We start from the raw sequence: 21,586 nt of genomic DNA on the forward strand, positions 1-21,586 counted from the left end.
ACCTTTAGTCCAAGTATATGAGTAATGTTTCTTACAGGGCATAGTATAACTCTAAGAATAATCGACTGTCAACGGACACATGTGTCCTTTTTCTCATTATATTGGATTTTTAGCTTGAATAATTGGTACTGTTGCTATATACTATGGAGTGAAAAGAGACATTAGAAATCAACAAAATGAAAGAAAAGAGGCGTATGTATGTACTCAATCGGAGAAATCATTTCATCATATAGAAAAAAGAAAGGCTTGCTCCAGCAGGATCTCGCTGATGAATTAGCTAAGGAAGGTGTTACCATTTCCTACAAAGCTATATCTAACTGGGAAAGAAATCTTGCTGAACCAAGCGTTACCATATTTTACAAGGTGTGTAGAATCCTTGGTATTACTAATATGTATGAAGCATATTTTGGAGTAAATCCTGCAGATCCACTCTCTTCTCTTACTGATGAAGGCAGAGAAAAGGCTATGGATTACATCCATCTGCTCCACGCATCCGGAATGTATGAAAAGCAGACTGCTAAGATAATTCCATTCCGAAGCATTGATATTTTTGAAAATGCTGTATCAGCCGGAACCGGTAACTTCCTTGTAGACGGACCAAAAGAGACTGTATGTATAGATGAATCTATCTTACCGGAAGATACTACTTTTGGTGTCCGTATCAGTGGCGACAGTATGGAGCCTGAGTTTTCTGATGGTCAGATTGCATGGGTATTACAACAGGAATCTGTTGCTAATGGAGAAATCGGCATCTTCGCTCTAAACGGAGAAGCCTACATCAAGAAATTGCAAAACGATAAAGACGGAATCTTCCTTATCTCACTTAATGAAAAGTATGCACCTATCCCCGTCGGAGAAGATGATCGTTTAGATATATTTGGTAAGGTTCTCGGAAAATGTAATCCTGCTGATATTGCTAAGAGTTACAAATAAGACCAGTGCCAATTAATGCAAGTCCTTTTTATTGGACACATGTTCTTGCATAATTAACACTAAGAAATCAGAATCTGAAAGAAGGAATTTTTATGGCGGTTGTCAACAATATCAAAGAAATCCGTGAGCAGCGTGGCATCTACCAGGATGAACTTGCTGAAGCTACCGGATACTGTACCAAAACCATCGGTCGAATAGAACGTGGGGAAAGCACCCCATCCGCAGAGTTTATGCTGCGGATTTCAAAATACTTTAATATGATGGTGGAAGATGTCTTCCATGTAGAAGATTGAGCTGGGCACATGATACCCAGCTCTATTACTATCTACTTTCAACATAAATTTTAAAAAGCGACGATTTTCGCAATCGTCGTCAGACTGTTCCTGTTGGGCGGTCTGACTTTTTTAACGATAGTGCAAACATCGTCAGAATTTGTCTGCGGTCAGGTTGTATCATAGCGGCTCCCTCCAGTAAACCGCCGTATCCGCCAGCGTCAGCACGTCATTCCCTTTGAGGGCAAAAGAAACGGCGCCCTGATCTTTCAAAACCGCCGATAGAGCATCACATTTCTAAAATGAGCGCACGAAATTATCTGCCCCAGTCAACGGTTTTTTTCTTTCCCCGGACGGGGCAGATAACTTATTATGCAGAGCAGAGCGGAGCCGATGTGCGCTAATCGGTTCCTTGTACTTTCTCCTTCAGCTTTCGGAAAGATGTATCACTGATGGCGTGTTCAATCCGGCAGGCGTCTTGTTCCGCTGTTTCCTGATCGACGCCAACAGCGATAAACTGCTCCATAAAAAACAAATGGCGTTCATAGATTTTCTCGGCAATCTCCCGACCTATGACGGTCAGATGAAGGAACCCATCATCATCCACGGTCAGAAAACCTCCATTTTTCAAAACGCCTACCGCATGGCTGATACTCGGTTTGCTAAAGCCCATGTACCGGGCAAGGTCAATGGAGCGGACCATGCCTTGCTTCTTTTGGAGTATCAGCACAGCCTCCAGATAATCCTCCCCGGACGCATGAATCTTCATCGTAGCCTCCTTTTAGGCGGAAAGCTGCTGTTCTGCGTTCCACATGGCAGCGTACTTTCCATCCTTTGCTAACAATTCTTCGTGTGTACCAGCTTCGGTGATCCGACCATCGGAAACCACCAGAATCTGATCGGCATTTTTTACGATGGATAGGGTATGTGCGATCATCACCACGGTTTTTTTCTCTTTCAGTAGATTCGCAATCGCCTGCTTTACCGCCAATTCATTCTCAATGTCTAGGGAGGCCGTCGCCTCGTCAAGCAGCAGGATCGGGCTGTTTTTCAAAATGGCACGTGCTATGGAAAGGCGCTGGCGTTCGCCGCCGGACAGGAGATTTCCATTTTCCCCAATCGGCGTATCATAACCCCTCTCCATCTTGCGGATAAAGCCGTCACAGTTTGCCTCTCGGCAGGCCACTTCAATTTCTGCGTCCGTAGCATCCGGACGGGCATGGCGGATATTCTCCCGCACTGTATCATCAAACAGGAACACATCCTGGTCCACCATAGAAATCTGGTCTAATACCCGTTCCGCAGCTATATGATTGATCGGTCTGCCTCCTATGGAAATCGTGCCGCCAGATACTTCATAGTATTTTGCAATCAGGTTCAGGATGGTAGACTTGCCGGAGCCGGAATCCCCCACAATGGCGGTCAGCTTCTGATCCGGCACAGTAAAGGAAGCCTGTTTTAACACCGGTTCCCCAGGAACATAAGAAAAGTTCACATGGTCAAATACAATCTCATGGGAGGCTGCCTGTAGCGGCTCCATGCTGCCGGTTTCTTCCGGTTCCTTCATCACAGCCATGATTTTATTTTTCGAGATCATCAGATTCTTATAGCTGGTGAGGTCTACAAAAATGGAATTTGCCAGCTTCGCACAGAACAAAGGCAGCATACAAATCAAAAGATAGGACACGGTATCTAAAGTTCCGGCTGCCCAGGGGCCATAGGCCGTCCAGATCACAACCGGGCAGGACAGCCAGCTCAAAATACCAAATCCCGCACCTATCGGGAGAACCTTGGCTTCATACACAAAGCTGATCCTGCTAAACTCCTGCATGGCATGAATCACGGTTTTGTTTTTCAGACCGCCAACGCCATAGGCCCGGAAAGTCTGGATACCGGATACATACTCCACAATGCTGCTGACATTCTCTGCACAAATATCGTTCTTCTCTTTGCCATACTTCGCTACCTGCCGGAAAGAAAGCCACAATCCGGGGATCAAAAGCAGGTCGGCAATCAGAAGGATCAGCCCGGCTGGAAAGTAGATCGTCATCACAAAAACAATCAACATCAGCGACAGGGCAAAGCTCTTTGCAATGTCCCCGATCTTATGGGTCAGAATTTTTTCATAGTTATTTACATCACTGGTAATGGTGTTGATATAATCGCCTGTCTGCCCTTGTGTAAACCGGGAAAGCGGGATACGCTTGAGATGGTCGCCCATAAACAAGCGGATATTTTTACTGACTTTTGCGCCGCCGATCTGTGCTTTGGTATAGCCATAGCTGTATATCAAAATACGGAGCAGAAAGATAAGTGCAATAACACCTGTCAGGACCAGTACACGGTTCATATCAAACTGACCGTCCCATAAAAACCGCATGACGGAATAAAGCAGCATAAACAGGCTACCAGAGAACAGTCCCTCCAGGACAGTCCCGGCAACGCCAATATAAAACTCCCGGTTCTTCTTCCATACGTTATTTGGATTCATTCTGCCCGCCTCCTTCCAGTTGATAAGTAATTCCCCTCGCTGTTTCGTAGTCCTCCCATGCTTTCCGATAATAAGCGTTCTCTTTCCGCACTTCCTCATGGGTACCGACGCTGGTGATCGTATGATTCTCTACCACCGCCACACGGTCGCACATTTTCAAGGCGCTCAGCCTGTGCGCTACCACAATGACCGTCCTGCCTTTGCAGAGGTTCTGAATGGCCTTATCAATTTCCATCTGATTTTCCGGGTCAGAGGCGCTTGTCGCTTCGTCCAGAATCAGGATGGGAGCATTTTTCAAGATCGCCCTTGCAATAGCAATCCGCTGTTTTTCCCCACCGGAGAAACGGGAGCCGAAGCTGCCTACCTTTGTGTCATAACCATCCGGCAGCGACATGATGAAGTCATCAATCTGCGCCTCCCTGGCGGCAGCCCGTACTTCCTCCAGGCTGGCGTCTGAACCCATGCGGATATTTTCCAGTACACTGTCACGGGTAAGGAATGTCTTTTGAAATACAATGGCAATATTCTTCAGGATGGTATCGTAGTTCAGTTCATTCACGTTGATCCCGCCGATCAGCACCTCCCCCTCCTGCACATCATAAAACCGGGAGATCAGTTCAATCACGGTACTCTTGCCCGCGCCGGACTGTCCAACAAGTGCCATGCGTTCCCCATCCCTGATCTTGAGGTTGACGCCTTGCAGGACATCCGTTTTCCCATCGTAGGAAAAACGTACATTCTTAAGCTCAATATCATGGTTTTCCGGGAAGTCCATTCCACCTTCATAAACAGGAACGTCCAATATTTCTTTCGTTTTGGTAATGGCGCCCAGGACATTCGCAAAGTTTGTCCCCAATTCCTGTAAAGGCCGGATCTCCGTCAGATACATGGAGCCGACATAGACGAACAGCAAAAATGCACTGGCCGCCAGGGAGCCTTTCAGAAAGAACATCCCGCCCAAGGGAACCATCAGCAGCATCCCACATTCAATCAGAACCACAAAGGTTGCATAAGGAGGCCCCATTCTCCGGGAGGTTTCATTCCACATGGCATTCTCTTCCTGGATCGCACCGGAAAATTTCTGGAACGATTTGCTCCCCATGTTGTACGCTTTAATCAGTTTCATGCCGCTGATATACTCGATCATAACGGAATTGAGTGTTGTAATGGATCGGTTCGCCCGGTCCATCAAACCGTCCGTATTCCGAAACATAACCCCCATTACCACAACGGCCAAAATCAACGGCACCAGGGAAACCAGTGCCAATGGGATATTTACTGTCATCAAATAAATGAAAATTGCTACCGGCCCTACCATATAGCACACAAGGTCTGGAAGGTTATGGGCTAAAAACAACTCCAGCTTTTCAATATCTTCATTCAGAACCGTTTTAATATCCCCGGTCCGCCGCTCATTCAATGTACCAAGGGGGACTTTTGCCAGATGTTCCGCCACCATGCAGCGCACCTTGAACAAAGCACCGTAAGCACCTTTATGGGCCGCCACACCGGAACACCCGAATAAAACAAAGCGCAGGGTCACAGAAACGGAGATCATCATTACCGTCTGTACGACAAGCTCTTTTGTGCAGATATGCTGGAAAGCGGCATCCATCAGGCGATAAATCCCGATATACGGGACAATGATACACAGGCCGCTTGCCATGGCCAGCAGGATTGCCAGCAGCAGCCAGATTTTTTGCTCACCGGCCCATTGAAGCAGCAGTGCAATCCTGTTTTCTTTTTTCTGTTTCATCACTTCACATCTCCTTTCTCTCTGAAACAGAGAACAGTTCCCGGAGCTTTTGAAGGGAATCCATCACAACAGGGATGTCATCCGGCATTTCCCCTTCATCAAAATGCAGGACACGGGAGCAGGTACGGCAGACAAATTCAAAATCGTGGGTGACAATAAAAATGATTTTCCCCTGTTCGGATAACCGTTTTATCAGACCTGCCACCTGCGCCATGCTGTCAAAGTCCAGTCCGCTGGTGGGTTCATCGAACACCAGCAAATCTTTTCCACAGATCATGCTGACTGCCACAGCCACACGTTGCTTCTGTCCACCGGAAAGCGTGTTGGGATGGCGTTCCCGGTAGGCTGTAAGCCCCAATTCCTTCATGGTTTCCTCTACTAAATCTTGATCCGGGTTTCGGATTCCGAAGGAACATTCTGCCCCCACACTCTCCGCAAACAATTCATAGTTCACATCCTGCATAACCATATAAGAGCGTTTCAACCTCGCCTTGTGTTCCATCGGCTGGTCGTCCCAAAGGAACGCGCCTTCACAGTCTTTATGAAGCCCACACAGGGCGCGGGAAAACGTGGTCTTTCCGGCTCCATTATGACCGACCACCCCAATGACTTCCCCCTTTGCCGCAGAAAGAGCAATCTGGTGTAGAATCGTCCGTTTTTTATAGCGCAGAGTAACATCATGGAGTGCTAATGTGGGAGAGGAAATAGGCGGATGACTGGCCGGAGGGAGCACCCTTGCCAGATCAACCGCCCGCAGCCCCATGTGTTCCCGTTCGGTTTCGGGCAGCCGGAGAAATTCCTCCGGCGTGAAAATCCTTGCTATTTCTCCATCTTCCAGATAAACAATGCGATCTGCCAGCTCCATCAGATAATAGAGTCTGTGCTCCGCAATCAAAATGGTTTTCCCCTGGCTTTTTATCAGCCGCAGATGTTCTTTCAATTCCTGGATGGAAGCCATGTCCAGATTCGAGGATGGTTCGTCCAGCAGATAGATTTCCGGGTTCATGGCATAGACAGACGCAAACGCGATTTTCTGTTTCTCCCCACCAGACAATTCAAAAATATTGCGGTTCCGTAGCTTTTCAATATGCAAATCTTTTGTTGTCTGTTCTACCCGTTCCTCCAGTTCCTTTACCGGCCTGGCTTCATTTTCAATTCCAAACGCAATCTCACTGTCCGTATCCACATTGAAAAACTGCGTCCGGGGATTCTGAAAGACGGAGCCCACCTTTGCGGCGATCTGATACATGGGCAGGTTGCTGATTTCCTGTCCGTCCACCAGCACACGCCCTTGAAGTTCTCCCTGGTAAAATTGTGGAATCAGGCCGTTTACCAGCCTTGTGACCGTTGTTTTTCCACACCCGCTACAGCCACAGAACAAGACACATTCCCCGTCTGCAATTTTAAGGCTGATTCCATGCAGACCGCCATGCTCCTGTCCTTCATAAGAAAATGATACATTTTCAAATTCAATCACCCGGTCACACCTCCCCGCATACATAATTCAAAAATAAAGAAAGCAACAGCAATCAACATCGCCATCCAATCTGCAATCCCGCATTTTATCTGGACAAGGCAGGTCCGGGGATTGGGATTCTCAATCCCGCGAGTAACAGAGGCAATGGAAAGCTCGTCCGCTGCTTTGGAGGCCATCATCATCAGCGGCACATAAATACACTCTACCGTCATCCCCGGATGGGAAAGGAATCCGCCCAGGGAGGGCGATACATCCCGCATCCGCATGGCGTCCTTAACAAAATGCCAGTCCTCCTGGATAGTTGGAATATAGCGCAGCATGACCGCAAATGTGATGACAAATTTTTTCGGGGCATGGATGTGGTTCATGGCAGATAAAAACTCGCTGACTTTCGTTGTGGACAGGACAATCCCTGCCAGCATCCCACAAGCATAAACTTTATGGTACAGTCCAAGGAACGCAACAAACATGGTCCGTAGCGTCCCCGTCATGGCCGCCATGATCCAGACCGTCAGTACACAGACCACGGCATAAAAGCAGACCCCTTTTATGGAATATTTCCACTTTCCGCAAAGCACTCCCAATACAGCAATCAGCAGGACAAGTGCAAACTGATACGAAAGGGAAGGTGCGAACATGGAACACAGTACGCACATTAAAATAAGAAAGAGCTTGGCCCGCGGGTCAAGCCAAAGCCCTTTCTGGACGGTGTTACCCATCATGCTGTAATACCTGCTTTTTCAAACTGCTTCTTCAGCATTTTGCAGCCCACAAATGCACTGATAGAAGCTGTTACAAGGAGAGCGGCAAACATGGCGATAAAGATTCCCGCGTTTGCGGTCGCCTGCATGGTGTCGATATAGCTTTGCTCGGTTCCATTTCCCAACATGGTCTGTGCCCAGCCCTGGGGATCAGCGAAGAAAACAAGGTACGATCCTGTTCCGCCCAGGGAGAAAAGGATATAGGACAGGCTGTTGATTTTCTTGCTCTTGTACTGCTTTGTACCGGCGACAAAATCCGCTACGACGGCCATAATGAGATAGCCCAGCGCAAACGCCCAGTGCATACCGGTGACAAACCAGATGATGGCCATGATAACGCCCATGATCGTGATACTCCAGCGCTTATGTACTTTTGCGATCATCAGCAGATAAACCGGCCCGGCAAGCAGAGCACTCCCGGCGGGCATGAAAAAGGTCAGCATCGGGTTGGTAGCAAAAAAGACGCCACCCACCATGATGAATACGAACAAAAGTGCGGTGAAAATCCCTGTTGTTACTAAGTCCTTGACGGACAATCCTGCCTTTGCATTTACTTGATTACTCATATTTTTTCCTCCTGCTTCAAGAACGGTTGACCTACCGCCTGAAATCTGTTATATTATGATTAGTTGCTGCTAACCACGGTCTATATGATACTAACTTTCCGGGCGGTCTGCAATACGTTCAGGGCATCTTCGTCCTTTCATTGCAAAGCTCCGTCCAATCGTTTCAAAGGAGGCCGTCATTTGAACAATAGCATTATTGCGGATTACTATGAACCGCTTTTAACAGATAACCATTTTATCCCGGTAGATAGCAATAACCGCTTCAATTCTGCCGGACAATGCTGGCGGTTATCGCCTGAATTTGGGGAAGGCCTTTACTGGGTCTATGCGAAAAAAGACCTGTACGACATTAAAATCCACGATTTCTATTTTCACGAAGATTTCTTCATGGAATTTAACCTGCCAGAAGCCTTAAGCATTACCCAGTATGAATCTATCTCCGGGGAGGAATTAAATCCCTATCGGCGGATGTCTGCCGGATGTATTAAAGCCTTTATCGGCGGTTATAAGCCATACAAGGCGCTGATCCACAAAAAAATCCCCATCCGTTCCATCGGTATCGAAGTCATGCCGGCATACTATGAGGATTATCTCCAAAAGCAATATCCAGGGGATTATATCAGCCCGCTTGCAGCTTTCCGGCAGATCGATCAGACAACAGATTTCCCAGCTATGGCTAAATTGCTCCATGAAGTAAAGGTCTACCGTGGGGATGGGATTGCCGCAGGATTATTCTATGAAGCGAAAGTAGCCGAGGCCGTATCTCTTGTCGTGGAAGAACAGAAAAAAATTCTGTCCCGTAAAGAGAAACGTTTGTCCGAGCAGGATGTGGCGCAACTGAAAAATGTGATTGCTTATCTCAATGACCACTATGCTTTTGATATTCCATTAGAACGTCTTGCAAAAATCGCCTGTATGGGAACCACTAAGCTGAAAACATCTTTTAAGCAGCTGCAAGGCTGCACGATCACAGAGTACATTCAACAGCGCCGCATGAGCCAGGCAGAGCATTTGCTGATCGATACGGATTTCACAATGGGACAGATTGCGGAAATGATCGGTTACTCTACTTCTAGCCGGTTTGCGGAATTATTTCGCAAGAGTACAGGCCTCCTGCCGATTGAATATCGGAAAATGGCTCAGCAAAAATAAATTCACAATGTAATGCCACGACAGATCACTCTACAACGGAGTTTCAGTCGTGGCATTTTTCTGCTTTTCTTTACGGATATAGCCATTTTCCCCTTTCCAAATTGTAGTATTAGTAGAGAGAAAAATAGAAGGTAAGGCTTGATAACAAGCACAGCAAGCGAGTACCCGCTTGCGATTTTTCGTATTTTCAGATCTCTTGACCGAAAATGAAAAATGTTTGTTGAGATAATCTCAAACTCTTATGAAGAATGGAGGCAGCGCATGGCGAACCGGAAACGGAATATCCAGATGAATTTTTATGTCACAGAGAATAAAAAACGGCTCATAGATGAGCGGATAAAACTGCTAGCCTCCCTATTCGATTGTCAATGTACTTGATGAAGGAGGAAAACTTGTCCTTCTTATTAACACTGACAAAAAAAGCAAAAAACAGGCGCATCAAATGAAACTTTATCAAAAATATTTTCCGAGCTGCTTTAAGCCACGGCGGATACTGTCTCGAACACGGCTTGAATCTACACCTTCTACTTCGGCAATTTCATTTACCGTCATTCCCAGATAGTATCGGGCATAAATTCGCTTTGCCTGTTTCTCCGGCAGCTTCATCACAGCGGCATAGACCTGCTCCTGAAACTGTTTTTCCTCCAGAAGCATCTCCGGTGTCTGCGGCTTCAACAGCACCGCATTTTCAATGCCATTCTCGCAATCCAGAGAATACTGTGCTTTATAACGATACATCTTTCGCTCATACGCAGCCTCCGCACGTTCAGCTGCTCGAATAGTCTCCATTACTTCCTCTGTCACATCTACAAAAAAGTCTGTTGTATAAACATCAGGATAAAGCTCCCGAAGGTTAATTTTCTTCATTATGTACCTCCATTTCGATTCACGGGTGATTGACGGGTGAATCGAATGGAGGTGGGGAACGGCAGCGACGTACTTCGGGAACTTTCCCGAAAAATCGACAGCAAAAAGCGCCAGCTCCACACAATGGGAAACTGGCGCAACAAGAACAGTCATTATTATGCTGAATCACATGGAACGATAATGCCGATGCAATGCTATACTTGCCCGGAGGAGGGGCAATGCTTTTTTTAATTAATGTAGATCATGGGAGCTTTGAAAAAGCAAAAAAGACACGGCAAATTAACCTCCAAGCGGCTACCGTGTCCCTGCAAGTCGTCATTAGTTTGTGTAAACGCAAAGAAACGGCGGCTCTGAAATTGTCCTTCAAAACCGCCGATTGAGTTCAAACTTTAAAATAGCGCACGAAATTATCTGCCCCAGTCAACGGTTTTTTTCTTTCCCCGGACGGGGCAGATAACTTATTATGCAGAGCGGAGCCGGTGTGCGCTAATCGGTTCCCCGCATTTTTTCCTTTAACTTCTGAAAGGATGTATCACTGATTACATGTTCTATCCGGCAAGCGTCCTGCTCCGCCGTTTCTCTGTCTACGCCAGCAGCCACAAGCTGCTCCGTAAAGAATTGATGGCGTTCATAGATTTTCTCTGCCACCTCCCGGCCTATATCGGTCAGGTGGAGAAATCCATCCTCGTCCATTGTCAGAAAGCCGCCATCCCGCAGAACGCCCACCGCATGACTGATACTCGGCTTTGAAAAGCCCATGTGCCGAGCAAGATCAATGGAGCGGACCATGCCCTGCTTCTTTTGAAGAATCAGCACAGCCTCCAGATAATCCTCCCCGGACGCATGAATCTTCATCGGTTCCTCCTTTATGCAAGGCTCCAGCCGGAAGCCTTTTTACGGATATTTACAAAATCCTGATAAATCCCGGCTTTTGCCATAAGCTCGTCATGGGTTCCCTGTTCGCTGATCCGTCCATCAGAGATCACCAAAATCTGATCTGCCTGACGGATGGTATTCAGGCGGTGTGCAATCACAAGTAATGTTTTACCCTTTACCAGCTCATTGATTGCCTCCTGGATATAGCTTTCATTATCGGTATCAACACTTGCAGTCGCTTCATCCAGAATGACAATCGGTGCGTCCTTCAAAATGCATCGGGCGATAGAGATTCTTTGCTTTTCGCCGCCGGACAGAGTAGCGCCGCCTTCACCGATGACTGTCTGGAATCCATCTGGCAGCGCCATGATAAAATCATAGCAGCGGGCTTTTTTTGCAGCCTCATAGACTTCTTCCTCGGTAGCGTCCGGTTTACCCATGCTGATATTGTTGTAAATGGTATCCTGGAACAAGTACACCCTTTGGAAAACCATGCTGATCTGTTCCATCAGTTCGGCGAGAGGTATATCCCGAATATCTGTACCGCGGATTGTCACTTTGCCGGATTTCACATCCCACAGCCGCGCCAGAAGGTTCGCAATCGTGGATTTGCCACCGCCAGACGGTCCCACAAGTGCGGTCATGGTATTCTTCTGCATAGAGAAGCTGATGTTGTGCAGGACTTCCTTGTCCTGATAGGCGAAGCCCACATCGCTAAATTGTACTTCTGGCTGATCCGGCTGTGCCTGTGACAGAATATGTTGATTTCCGTTATCGGGAAGTTCGGGCTCGTCCAAAACAGCTTCAATGCGGTCTAATGCGGCATTCATCACGGTCAGTCGGGTTGCTTCTCCATAAAGAGCTTTCAGAGGTCCAAAGAGATCAAAGACAAACAGCAGCACGCCCAAAAGATAAGCCAGGGAGAGTACGCCTTCCTGATGTAAAAAAACGGATAAACCGAAGATAGCGGCAATACCCACGCCATAGAGAATGTTTAAGCCAGTGGTCCACGGTGTCATTTTCTGCTCAAACTTCGTATTGACATCCCTTGATTTTTTGAAGTTTTCCGTTAATTCGTCAGATTTTTCTCCGAGCAGATTGTAACTTTTGATAACCCCAATTCCTTCAGCAAAAGACAAGACCGCATCCGTCAAATTCTCGCTTTGGTTTTGACGCCCGACAGCCTCCTTGAAGGAAACCTTATTCATATATTTTGCAACCAGTGATGCCAGCAAGGTAATGATTACCGCAATCAGCCCAAGTCTCCAATCCAGTACGAACATAAAAACAACTAAAACCAAAGTAGACAGCATATAGCTCATCATGTTGCCAATGGTACTCATAGAAACTTCCTCAATGAATACCATATCCGTACTGAGAACAGAGCTGATTTTGCCAATATTCCCCGATGTAAAGTAACCCATCGGCATTTTTCTTAAATGATTTCCCAACTCCATCCGTTTATCAGCAAAGATCATAAATCCAGCGGCACTTTGCAGACGGTCGCTCAAATAGTGAACCACTGTCTGAACCACTACAACAGCTAATAATCCAAGTCCGACAAACAGACAGGTCTTTCCAGTCAGCGTATTATCAGCAAACCCGGCCAAGACAATAAACGCCATGAAGATCGGCATTTTGGAGAGAATGGACTCGACAAATGCACATAGAAATGCAGCCTGAATACGGCTTTTATACCTCCCGGAGAGGTTCAGGATTCTTGAAATCAATGCAAACATTTATCTTCCCTCCTTTGCAGTAGATACTTTCCACTCGGCGCTGTCCTGAGCCGCTTTCCACAACTTTTGGTATTCTGGGCAAGCTTGAATCAGCTCCTGATGTTTTCCGGTTGCCACCATCTTTCCGTGATCCATAACGCATATTTGATCTGCGTTCATTATAGCGGGAAGTTTGTGAGCGATAACTACCAAGGTTTTTCCCTCCACCAGCTCCGCAATAGCAGCCTCCATTTTTTCCTCATTTTCTGGATCAGCATAGGCCGTGGCCTCGTCAAGCACTACAATCGGGGCATCCTTCAATATTGCCCGCGCCAGGGAAATTCGCTGGCGCTGCCCCCCGGAAAGCATTTTCCCCGCATCGCCCGCCATGGAGTGAATACCTTGCGGTAGCTTTTCCAGAAACTCCATACACTGGGCTTTCTTCGCCGCCTGCATTACTTCCTCATCGGTAGCATCCAAACGTCCAAGACGGATATTTTCCAGCAGGGAGGTGTTAAACAGGTACTGATCCTGAGCCACATAGGAAATGCGGCTGTTCAATGCCTCCAGGCTCATATCACAAAGTTTCTGCCCGCCAATGGAAATGCTCCCTTTCTGCGGGTCATAGTAGTGGATCAACAGTTTTGCAAGGGTGCTCTTGCCAGAACCGGATTCACCAACCAGGGCAGTTTTTTGTCCTGCTTTTGCCACAAGAGTAATATCGTGGAGGACTTCGTTTTCCGCTATTATCGGTTTCCCATCTGGGCCAGGCTGTGTCGTCTGATACGCAAAGGAAACATGATCGTAAGAAATGTTAAAATCCTGTCCGTGGAAATCATCCTCAGCAGCTTGCAGCGGTGCCGCATTTAACATCTGTTCAAGTGCCGTGATCTTATAATTCAGATTCGGAATCGTCTCCATAAAGCCCAGTGCTTTCAGGAGAGGAATCCCAATGCTGAGGGAAAGGCAGAGGACTAAAATCAAATCGGGTAAAGTGCTTATGCCACAGAGAACAAACCATGCCCCAAGAGGCAAAGTCAGAATAACAGTGCAGGGCAGTAGACTTCCGTATATCGCCATCCAGGGCCAGGCGGCCTTATACCATGCCAAGGTATAATCCCGATAGTCCGTTACATCCTTGCGGAAGTTCTCGTAAGATTCACTCTCCCGGTTGAAAACCTTGACAACCTCCATACCATTGATGTACTCAATGATCGTGTTGTTCATTTTCTGTGCAGACTGATAGTAGGGACCCATGCGCTTCATTCCAACAGAGTACATAATGACCATGGAGAGCAGGCTGATCGGGATAGAGGCCAAAGACATAAGAGCCAGTTTCCAGTCCGCACAAAACATAGCAACATAAATCACCAGCGGGATCAGTAAATTTGCGATACCCTCCGGGACTGAATGAGCAAGGAGCAATTCCAAGCTGTCCACATCATCGACAAACAGCTTTTTGATTGTCCCTGTCCCTTTTTCCTCCACAATGCCAAGGGGAAGTTTCTCAAACTTCTTTTGCAGAGATACCCGCAGCCGGAACAATGTGTTATATGCTGCTTTATGAGAAATTGATAATCCCCATCCATAAAAAAACGCCTGCAAAACAAGACAGATCAAAACCCCTATAACACGCAATAAAACAAATTCTGTTTCAACAGAATCGCCAATAACCAATGGCGAAATGACCTGATAGGCCAGCACAAAAGGCAGGATGCCCATAAGAACGCTGACCAGTACGACAACCGTGGCCACATACATATTTTTCTTATATGGCCCTGCGTACTCAAAGATTTTTTTGAACATAAGCCCTCCTTATATTGAGCCGTACTGTCTGTGCTTCAAAAACAAGAGGCCGCCAAAGTAAAGCGGCCTCTTATCATTATCTTTCTGTCCAGTCAAGGCGGCCCTGACATTCATAATTTCTAAAATTCACTGGCGGATTCGGAAAAAATCCAAAACCTTTTTACTGCCGGATTCGTCCAATGGATAGCTTTCTTTTACTTGCCCTTTTTCCATATGGACTACATACGAACATCCCGCCATCACCAACTCCGGATCATGCGTAATAACAAGAAGCGTTTTGCCCTGATCCGCGAGTGACTTCAAACTCCGCGCAACTTCCCGCATATGTTTGAGATCAAGCCCGCTTGTTGGTTCGTCAAACACAATGATCTCCCGGTTACTCACAATGGCAGACGCAATCGCTACCCGCTGTTTTTGCCCGCCAGAAAGAGAAAGCGGGTGCCTGTCTTTATATTCCAGCAGATCAAACTGTTTAAGGATTTTATCCACAACAGTTTCATCCTTATTGTCCATGCTCAGAAGCACTTCATCCGCCACGCTTTCGGTAAATAGCTGATGGCTGGTATCCTGCATTACCATGTAGCAATGTTTGAGCCGGGCTTTCCAATCAAGGGTTTTCCCGTCAACCTGCAAAAAGCCACACTTCTTTTCCAGTCCGCAAATACAGCGGGCCAGAGTAGATTTTCCAGCGCCATTCAGACCGATAATGGCAATCGTTTCTCCAACAGGCAGTTCTGCACTCGGAATATGGAGGCTTTCCGGTTCCCGCTTTTTATACGCAAAGCAAAAATTTTGAAATTCCATATGTTTAGCTGTATGCGCCTGATACTGATTCGCAGGCTTCAACTTCGAGAGAGAAAACGGCCGCAGCCCCATTTCTTTTCGAGTGCCATCCGATAAGCTGTCAAATTTAGCAGGCGTGTATTCCCGTTCAATCTCCCCATCTTTTACATACAGCACACGATCTGCAAGATCGTGAAGGTAGTAGAGGCGGTGTTCTGCAATCAGAATTGTTTTGCCCTGCTTTTTCCAGAGGCTCAGGACCTGCCGCAGGTCATCAATAGCAGCCATATCCAAATTAGAAGATGGTTCGTCCAGGACCATAATTCCCGGCAGCAATACACTTGATGAAGCACAGGCTATTTTTTGCTTTTCGCCTCCGGACAGAGCAAACACTCTTCGCCCCATCAAATCTTCAATATGATAATCGGAAACTGTCCGGTCAATCCTTTTCAGGATATCCTCCTGAGGATAGCCTAAATTTTCACAAGCAAAGGCTAATTCACTATCCGTATCCACGTTGAAAAACTGACTTTTGGGATTCTGGAATACAGATCCCACCATAGCAGCCAATTCATAAAGCGGCGTATCTGATACGCTTTTTCCGTCCAGAAGGACATCGCCCTCTAAATTGCCCTCGTAATAATGAGGCACCAGCCCGTTTACCAAACGGGTAATCGTTGTTTTCCCACAGCCGGATTCTCCCGTGAGTAAAACAAATTCCCCTGTGTTTATGGTGAGATTGACATTTCTAATCCCTCCGCCGCTGGATTCTTCACCATAAGAAAAAGAAACATTTTGAAAATCTATCATGGCAAAATCCCTCCTGCGGAAATTATCGGGGAAGCAATCGCCCAAAACACTACAAAGCAACAAAACAAGATCAGAACCACATCGGCAAAATTGAATTTAAGCTGGCAAATGTTTGTGCGTTTGACAGGAGCGCCGAGGCCACGGGTAATTGCCGCAGCGGAAAGTTCCTCACCGATTTTCACGGAGCAGGTAATCATCGGGATCAGCTTATACTCCAATATTTTTGAAGATTTTTTCCCTCCAAGTTTAATCCCACGCATTTTCATAGCGTCACTGATTGCTTCTGACTCCTGAAAGACAGTTGGAAAGAAGCGGAACATGACCGTTAAGGGGATCGTCACTTCTTTAGGCATATGGATTCTTTCCATGCCGGAAATCAATTCACTGACCGTTGTTGTTTTCACTGCATAGGCAGCAATCGCAACACTGGGAAGGATTCGGCAGAAGAATCCGGTTGTAAACAGAACGAGGAAATTCAATATCCCCGTAAGGTGCGGCAAAACATAAATTTGAACAGCATAAAAAGCAGAAAACACAGCAATATAGCCCACAGCTTTTACACATTGCTTCGAGGTAAGCAGCAATATAGCCGGAACCGTACAAAGAGCAAGGCGGATCAGCCCCATAGCTTCTCCGCCTGTTCCGCCCATGACAAAAATGCTTATGATGAAGATGAGCAACAGTTTTGTACGCGGATCGAGCCGTAACCCTTGTTCTGTTTTTTTGCTGAGCAGAATTTCCCGCGCCATTATGCAATACCGGCACGCTGGAAGTGCTTTTTGCAAATGGCTTTCCCAATCATACCTCCGACAAGGCCAAACACAAAGCAGGCAACCAGCAGAATAGGCGCAATCCACATAGGCATATATGTATTAAGGGTAGCTGCATATTCAGTGCCGTATCCTTCAGTCAACATTACCATATAGCTTTCACGGTTCAGGAAAATGGGAGCAAAGTTGCCAAACACCCAGATGCTGAACACACCGCAGGAAAGAACTGTACTCTTTGCACTTTTGTAGTCCGCCTTTTTCAGGATCACGTCGGCCAACAGGCCGCCAACGAGACCAGTTACCATGGTAAGATAGCCGTTGCCGAAGAACACCATGATTAGGCCAATCAGGAAACCCATGATTGCAGTCATCCCGAATTTTTTAGCCTTTGTAACATACAGCATATAGGGGATGCCGCCAATCAAAGGGCACAGCACCGCCATCAGCGGAATAAAAATGGGGATGAAGCCAAGCATCGCCACCAGCATAACAATCACAACATAGATGACGGTGTAGATGCCGATAGTAATTAAATCTTTTCCCTCAAGCCGGGAACTTTTTTTCTGGGAACTCATACCAGTATCCTCCTTATCTCTGAGAAAATGAAAATGTGGTGTGGTTAGCTTCTTCTAACCACACCACATATAATAACAATTTGCACCCACGATTCCAACCCAAAACCAATTTTATTCTACCCAAAATCAGTATTTTTGCGTTTATCCAATCGTAGCTTCTGCTTTATAGTTTTTCGGATTCACTCCGTATTTCCTTTTGAACGCCGCTGCGAAATTGCTCGCTTTTGAATATCCCACCAGTATAGCCACCTGGCTGACATTCAAATTACTTTCTAACAGCAGGCTTGCCGCCTTTTCTAACCGCTGGTCGATGACATACGCATGAACCGATGTTCCGAACAGGGAGGAAAAGCCCTTCGTCAATTTTGAAGTGCTGATATTGACCTGCCGCGCCAATTCCTCGCAGCTCGGAGCCAGGGCAAGCTGGCTGTCAATAATTCGCTTTGCCTCTATGATGGAATCCCGGTCACTTCTGGAAATTGCAACGTAGGTTGACGCGAGAATACTCAGCTCCAGGACCTCGCTCAAATATACCGATAGCAGCTCAAAGACCTTGCTTTCCAGAAACAGGTATCCCAACCCGCCACGATATTGCGTGAAGTCTTGCAGCTCCGCAAAAATGTGTTCCATATAGGGCGTGATATTCACCTTTGATATGCCGTCCAATAATTTTTTCCGATAGACCTCGATCTCACCAGCCTCAAAGTAGTCATTCAGAATCTTATAGAAATAGGATAGAGGTATTTTCACATTTTTGAAAAGGAAATCGCTCTTTTTAGAATAGCACAGATATTCCATTTTCCCGTGGCCGCGATAAATACAGGATTCACCCTTTTGTATGCTGGCACTTTGCCGGTTGTCTGCAATATTCCAGGAAACACCGTCATTGAAGCAGAACAGCATTTGTATGTATTCTTCACTGCTCACTCCCTGCACGTTCATATCCGAAAAGTAATTCATTCTCCAGTCTGAAACAACTGCTCCCTGTTTCGTGACGATCTGCGAAATCTGACCGGTTCCCATGTCTGCCGGAATATCTATGGTGATCGTCTGCGGTGAATTAGAGAGCAGATCACGATAAAGATTATTCATGTATTGATTTGTCATGTATGAGCGCCCTCCTTATGGTTAGTCAATGCTAATCATAGTTTACAACACCAACCTGGAAAAGTCAATTTGTATTCCTTGTGTATACCGCAGAATCCATTTCACATCAAAACATCGTAGATACCACTTCAATGCTATTTCAAAAACGTAGTGGCAATTAATTTACGAATTATGCCTACTCATCGTACATTTTTATCCTTTTGCATTATTATTTCTTTGTTCTTATTATCATTTGCAGCATTATCTCTCAAATAATTTTCAAATGCATCTGCATTATACTGATACTCCTGTGGTTCAGCGACCATCGGTGAATATACAATCTCTGCTTCTACTCGCTCAGCCTCTGTCCTCTCAGGCTCTGTCTGTTCCTGCTCCTTCACATTCTCCATATGCTTTTCCTTATCAAGTTGCACATTCATATCCAGATTATCCAGCTTATCAATCGAAGCATCAAGATGTAGCTCCATTGATACAAGTATCTTTTTCACTGCTTTCATAGGTGCAAGCACCGCCTTTGTAATGGGATGTTTCTGTTCTTTCCGTGAGTAATCCACCTCCGGTTTGTCAGCAAAAGTACGGAATGCATTGGCTACTGTCTGCCCTGCTTCACGAAATCCTTTTGCAAGAAGTGCTGTCTTTGCTATATCCGTATCTGTGGTCTTGATTGCACCTCTTACATTCTCTCGAATATCCAGAAATCTTTTCTTAATTCCTAAGAACTCAGATACCCTGTATAATGCAGCTCTTCCCTTTTCCTTTGCTTCTTCGACTATGCCCTTAGCAGTAGATTTGACCTGTTCTTTCACTTCTAATACCTGTGACTTTATCTGCTCACATCTGGTATTAAGTCGCTCCTGTGCTTCCGACAATACCTTTTTTGCATTATTGACAAGTGTATCTTCCTGCATTTCTTTGATCTGGTTCTGCATGTTGGTGAGTTCTTCCGTCATGGAATCAATCTTTTTCTCCAGTCCGTCCACATAGCTGCATATCTCAAATACATCGTTTGCCTGCTCTTTCATGGCATTTTTCTTTAGTAATTCGAGAAGTTCCCTTATAACCTCCTCATTGGTAAGTGTTTTTCCTGCTTCCATATCCATTCTGTTTCCTCCATTCTGTAAATGGGGCAGCCTTGGCCGCCCCTGTACTCTGATTACTGATTATCGAAAGGGCGTCGCCTCTTTGTCCTTCTCTTTATCGGGATTGCCATGATGTTTCTCTGCACTCTCTCTTGCCTTTTCGTTGCTCTTATCCTTTGCTTTCTCATATTCAGAGATAATCTCATTGTAGAGTTTTTCCCTGAAATCCTTTGTGACCGGATAACAGACATCCTGATAGATTGGCTTGCCCTGCTCGTCCACCTGCTTTGTCTTATAAGAAGGCATTGATACAAAGATTTTCTCTTTGCCCTGCACGATATTGATGTTATTTACGATGAAACTGTTTTCAAAGTAAATACGGGCAAGTCCTTTGATGTTACTGCCTTCCCTCTCATAAGGTGTCACAGTTACGGAAAACTCAGGCATTTCACGTGTTCTGTCCTGCTTCTGTGTCTCCTCTTTCTCCGGTTCCCTGATTCTTGCATAGGCATCAAGGATATTGGTATAGAGTTCCTCACGAAACTCTGCTGTGATAGGATTGCACACATCCTTATAGATCACACCATTGCTTTCATCACGCTCATTGGAGCGGTATCTAGGCATTGAAACAAAAAGCTCTCCCTTGTCCTTATTCTCAAGGATTGCAATATTGGTAATCTTAAATGAATCACCAAATACCACTGTTGCAAATCCTTTGATATTGCTGCCCTCTTTTGCTCTTACTTCGTTTACCTTAATTGAATACTTCATATGCTATTCCTCGCTTTCTTTTTGTTCTTTGTTTTGCTCCGGTATGATAAGCTCACACCAAAGCTGTTCTATCTGTTCACAAGACAATCTGCCATTAAGCCAGTTGCCAAGTGTAACAACCATTCCGTCCTGCTCGTAGTAGAGCCACTCCTGTGTTTCAATGTTCCCCTCATACACGATGGTCACATCAAAATCAGGCATAAATAATCCTTCCTCTGCATCCCATACACAGGCTATTCCCTGTCTGAGTGTCAGATTCAGACTTTCGACATACACAGACCAGCCGCTTACAACTATCTGAAAGTCATCATCAATCTCTGCAATATCATCCTCGATGTCAATTAACTCTTCCATTTCCGATACTGCCTCTTCTATCTCAGCTAACCGGTATCTCTTATTCATCCATAACCGCCTCCTTATAAATGCACCTGACCACAAAACGCATGGTTCCTTTCTGGGAACAGGTAAAAAGAGTTAATTCTTTTTCATCTCCCTGTGTCTTGATGCTGTTATCATACGGATTTACTACCTCTGTCTCTGTTACCTCATAGATATGCTCCTGTCCCTTTTTGTCGGTTATCATCACTTCATCACCTATGGATATCTGACTTAGTGGTGTAAAAAATGTGCCATATCTGCTGCCATTGTGACCGCACAATACACAGTTGCCACTCTCACCGATTCCTGCAGTCTCTTCTATATGACCAATCCCTGCATTAAGCACTTTACTTGTGGTTCCTTCCATTACCGGATACCTGATATCTAACCCCGGTATCTCAATGATGCCGATAACACCGCCTTCTTTAAGAATGGCTTCATCCTCTTCACTAATGGAGGTTTGCTCTTCCTCCACATCTGTTTCTTCATCGTAATCATCCTCCAATGTCTGCTCAAATTCACTTATGAGCTGTTCTGTCTGTTTTTCTCCGGTTGCCCTCCAGAAAAAAGGGACTGCCATAATGGCAATCCCTGCTGTAATCAGTAGTCCTGCGACCACTTTTCTTATGCTCATATTA

At 45.9% G+C, this 21,586-nt stretch carries 22 protein-coding genes and 1 pseudogene; 5 read left to right on the forward strand and 18 right to left on the reverse strand.

What is annotated here, in order from left to right; all coding sequences use genetic code 11:
- Positions 1-198: 198 nt before the first annotated feature.
- Positions 199-933 carry a helix-turn-helix domain-containing protein gene (locus LK436_RS14835; RefSeq protein ID WP_008395288.1) on the forward strand — a complete coding sequence of 245 codons (735 nt, stop codon included), beginning with the start codon at positions 199-201 and terminating at the stop codon, positions 931-933.
- Positions 934-1,025: 92 nt separating this feature from the next.
- Complete coding sequence (locus LK436_RS14840; protein ID WP_008395289.1) at positions 1,026-1,226, forward strand: helix-turn-helix transcriptional regulator; 201 nt, start codon at positions 1,026-1,028, stop codon at positions 1,224-1,226.
- A gap of 379 nt (positions 1,227-1,605) precedes the next feature.
- Here the strand turns inward: LK436_RS14840 and LK436_RS14845 are convergent, their stop codons facing one another.
- Genes LK436_RS14845 through LK436_RS14870 form a run of 6 tightly spaced genes read right to left on the reverse strand, consistent with a single transcriptional unit; the run spans position 1,606 to position 8,256 of the window.
- Entirely contained in the window at positions 1,606-1,974 is a 369-nt protein-coding gene (locus LK436_RS14845; protein ID WP_008395290.1) for a metal-dependent transcriptional regulator, read from the reverse strand.
- Positions 1,975-1,986: 12 nt separating this feature from the next.
- Positions 1,987-3,696 (reverse strand): ABC transporter ATP-binding protein, encoded by a 1,710-nt coding sequence (locus LK436_RS14850; RefSeq protein ID WP_008395292.1) that lies wholly within the window; start codon positions 3,694-3,696, stop codon positions 1,987-1,989.
- On the reverse strand, positions 3,683-5,452 hold the full coding sequence (locus LK436_RS14855) for an ABC transporter ATP-binding protein (protein ID WP_008395293.1): 1,770 nt from the start codon (positions 5,450-5,452) through the stop codon (positions 3,683-3,685). Before LK436_RS14855 ends, LK436_RS14850 begins: the two co-directional genes overlap by 14 nt.
- A 4-nt stretch (positions 5,453-5,456) precedes the next feature.
- Positions 5,457-6,929: an ABC transporter ATP-binding protein gene (locus tag LK436_RS14860; protein ID WP_008395294.1), complete on the reverse strand. Its 1,473-nt coding sequence runs from the start codon at positions 6,927-6,929 to the stop codon at positions 5,457-5,459.
- Positions 6,926-7,651: an energy-coupling factor transporter transmembrane component T gene (locus LK436_RS14865; protein WP_008395296.1), complete on the reverse strand. Its 726-nt coding sequence runs from the start codon at positions 7,649-7,651 to the stop codon at positions 6,926-6,928. Before LK436_RS14865 ends, LK436_RS14860 begins: the two co-directional genes overlap by 4 nt.
- The gene (locus LK436_RS14870; protein ID WP_008395298.1) at positions 7,648-8,256 is read right to left on the reverse strand and encodes an MptD family putative ECF transporter S component; all 609 of its coding nucleotides are present in this window, start codon (positions 8,254-8,256) and stop codon (positions 7,648-7,650) included. Before LK436_RS14870 ends, LK436_RS14865 begins: the two co-directional genes overlap by 4 nt.
- A gap of 180 nt (positions 8,257-8,436) precedes the next feature.
- On the opposite strand from LK436_RS14870, the gene LK436_RS14875 reads away from it, so the two are divergent.
- The gene (locus tag LK436_RS14875; protein WP_008395299.1) at positions 8,437-9,408 is read left to right on the forward strand and encodes a helix-turn-helix transcriptional regulator; all 972 of its coding nucleotides are present in this window, start codon (positions 8,437-8,439) and stop codon (positions 9,406-9,408) included.
- A gap of 261 nt (positions 9,409-9,669) precedes the next feature.
- Positions 9,670-9,756: pseudogene (locus LK436_RS18575) on the forward strand (plasmid mobilization relaxosome protein MobC); the annotation flags it as partial.
- Positions 9,757-9,861: 105 nt separating this feature from the next.
- Here the strand turns inward: LK436_RS18575 and LK436_RS14880 are convergent.
- A complete protein-coding gene (locus LK436_RS14880; RefSeq protein WP_044930365.1) occupies positions 9,862-10,275 on the reverse strand; it encodes a sigma-70 family RNA polymerase sigma factor in 414 nt (137 codons plus the stop codon).
- 218 nt (positions 10,276-10,493) lie between these two features.
- Between LK436_RS14880 and LK436_RS14890 the strand changes: the two genes are divergently transcribed.
- Positions 10,494-10,655 (forward strand): hypothetical protein, encoded by a 162-nt coding sequence (locus LK436_RS14890; RefSeq protein WP_166460502.1) that lies wholly within the window; start codon positions 10,494-10,496, stop codon positions 10,653-10,655.
- 106 nt (positions 10,656-10,761) lie between these two features.
- On the opposite strand, the gene LK436_RS14895 is transcribed toward LK436_RS14890, so the two are convergent.
- From LK436_RS14895 to LK436_RS14945, 11 genes are all read right to left on the reverse strand, one after another.
- Positions 10,762-11,130, reverse strand: coding sequence for a metal-dependent transcriptional regulator (locus LK436_RS14895; protein ID WP_008395306.1), 369 nt, complete (start codon positions 11,128-11,130; stop codon positions 10,762-10,764).
- 11 nt (positions 11,131-11,141) lie between these two features.
- The gene (locus LK436_RS14900; protein WP_008395308.1) at positions 11,142-12,890 is read right to left on the reverse strand and encodes an ABC transporter ATP-binding protein; all 1,749 of its coding nucleotides are present in this window, start codon (positions 12,888-12,890) and stop codon (positions 11,142-11,144) included.
- The gene (locus LK436_RS14905) at positions 12,891-14,675 is read right to left on the reverse strand and encodes an ABC transporter ATP-binding protein (RefSeq protein ID WP_008395310.1); all 1,785 of its coding nucleotides are present in this window, start codon (positions 14,673-14,675) and stop codon (positions 12,891-12,893) included.
- Positions 14,676-14,801: 126 nt separating this feature from the next.
- A complete protein-coding gene (locus LK436_RS14910) occupies positions 14,802-16,268 on the reverse strand; it encodes an ABC transporter ATP-binding protein (protein WP_008395311.1) in 1,467 nt (488 codons plus the stop codon).
- Positions 16,265-17,017 (reverse strand): energy-coupling factor transporter transmembrane component T, encoded by a 753-nt coding sequence (locus LK436_RS14915; RefSeq protein WP_008395312.1) that lies wholly within the window; start codon positions 17,015-17,017, stop codon positions 16,265-16,267. Before LK436_RS14915 ends, LK436_RS14910 begins: the two co-directional genes overlap by 4 nt.
- Positions 17,017-17,613, reverse strand: a complete 597-nt coding sequence (locus LK436_RS14920; RefSeq protein ID WP_008395315.1) for an MptD family putative ECF transporter S component — start codon at positions 17,611-17,613, stop codon at positions 17,017-17,019. Before LK436_RS14920 ends, LK436_RS14915 begins: the two co-directional genes overlap by 1 nt.
- A gap of 141 nt (positions 17,614-17,754) precedes the next feature.
- Positions 17,755-18,720 carry a helix-turn-helix domain-containing protein gene (locus tag LK436_RS14925; protein ID WP_008395316.1) on the reverse strand — a complete coding sequence of 322 codons (966 nt, stop codon included), beginning with the start codon at positions 18,718-18,720 and terminating at the stop codon, positions 17,755-17,757.
- 179 nt (positions 18,721-18,899) lie between these two features.
- Entirely contained in the window at positions 18,900-19,820 is a 921-nt protein-coding gene (locus tag LK436_RS14930) for a DUF6674 family protein (RefSeq protein ID WP_008395317.1), read from the reverse strand.
- Between the two features lie 60 nt (positions 19,821-19,880).
- Complete coding sequence (locus LK436_RS14935) at positions 19,881-20,570, reverse strand: SpoVG family protein (protein WP_008395320.1); 690 nt, start codon at positions 20,568-20,570, stop codon at positions 19,881-19,883.
- A gap of 3 nt (positions 20,571-20,573) precedes the next feature.
- Positions 20,574-20,972, reverse strand: a complete 399-nt coding sequence (locus tag LK436_RS14940; RefSeq protein ID WP_008395321.1) for a hypothetical protein — start codon at positions 20,970-20,972, stop codon at positions 20,574-20,576.
- A complete protein-coding gene (locus LK436_RS14945) occupies positions 20,965-21,582 on the reverse strand; it encodes a class D sortase (protein WP_008395323.1) in 618 nt (205 codons plus the stop codon). Before LK436_RS14945 ends, LK436_RS14940 begins: the two co-directional genes overlap by 8 nt.
- Between the last annotated feature and the right edge of the window lie 4 nt (positions 21,583-21,586).

It is taken from the genome of Clostridium sp. M62/1, from assembly GCF_020736365.1.
In the GTDB taxonomy this organism is placed as follows: domain Bacteria; phylum Bacillota; class Clostridia; order Lachnospirales; family Lachnospiraceae; genus Otoolea; species Otoolea saccharolyticum_A.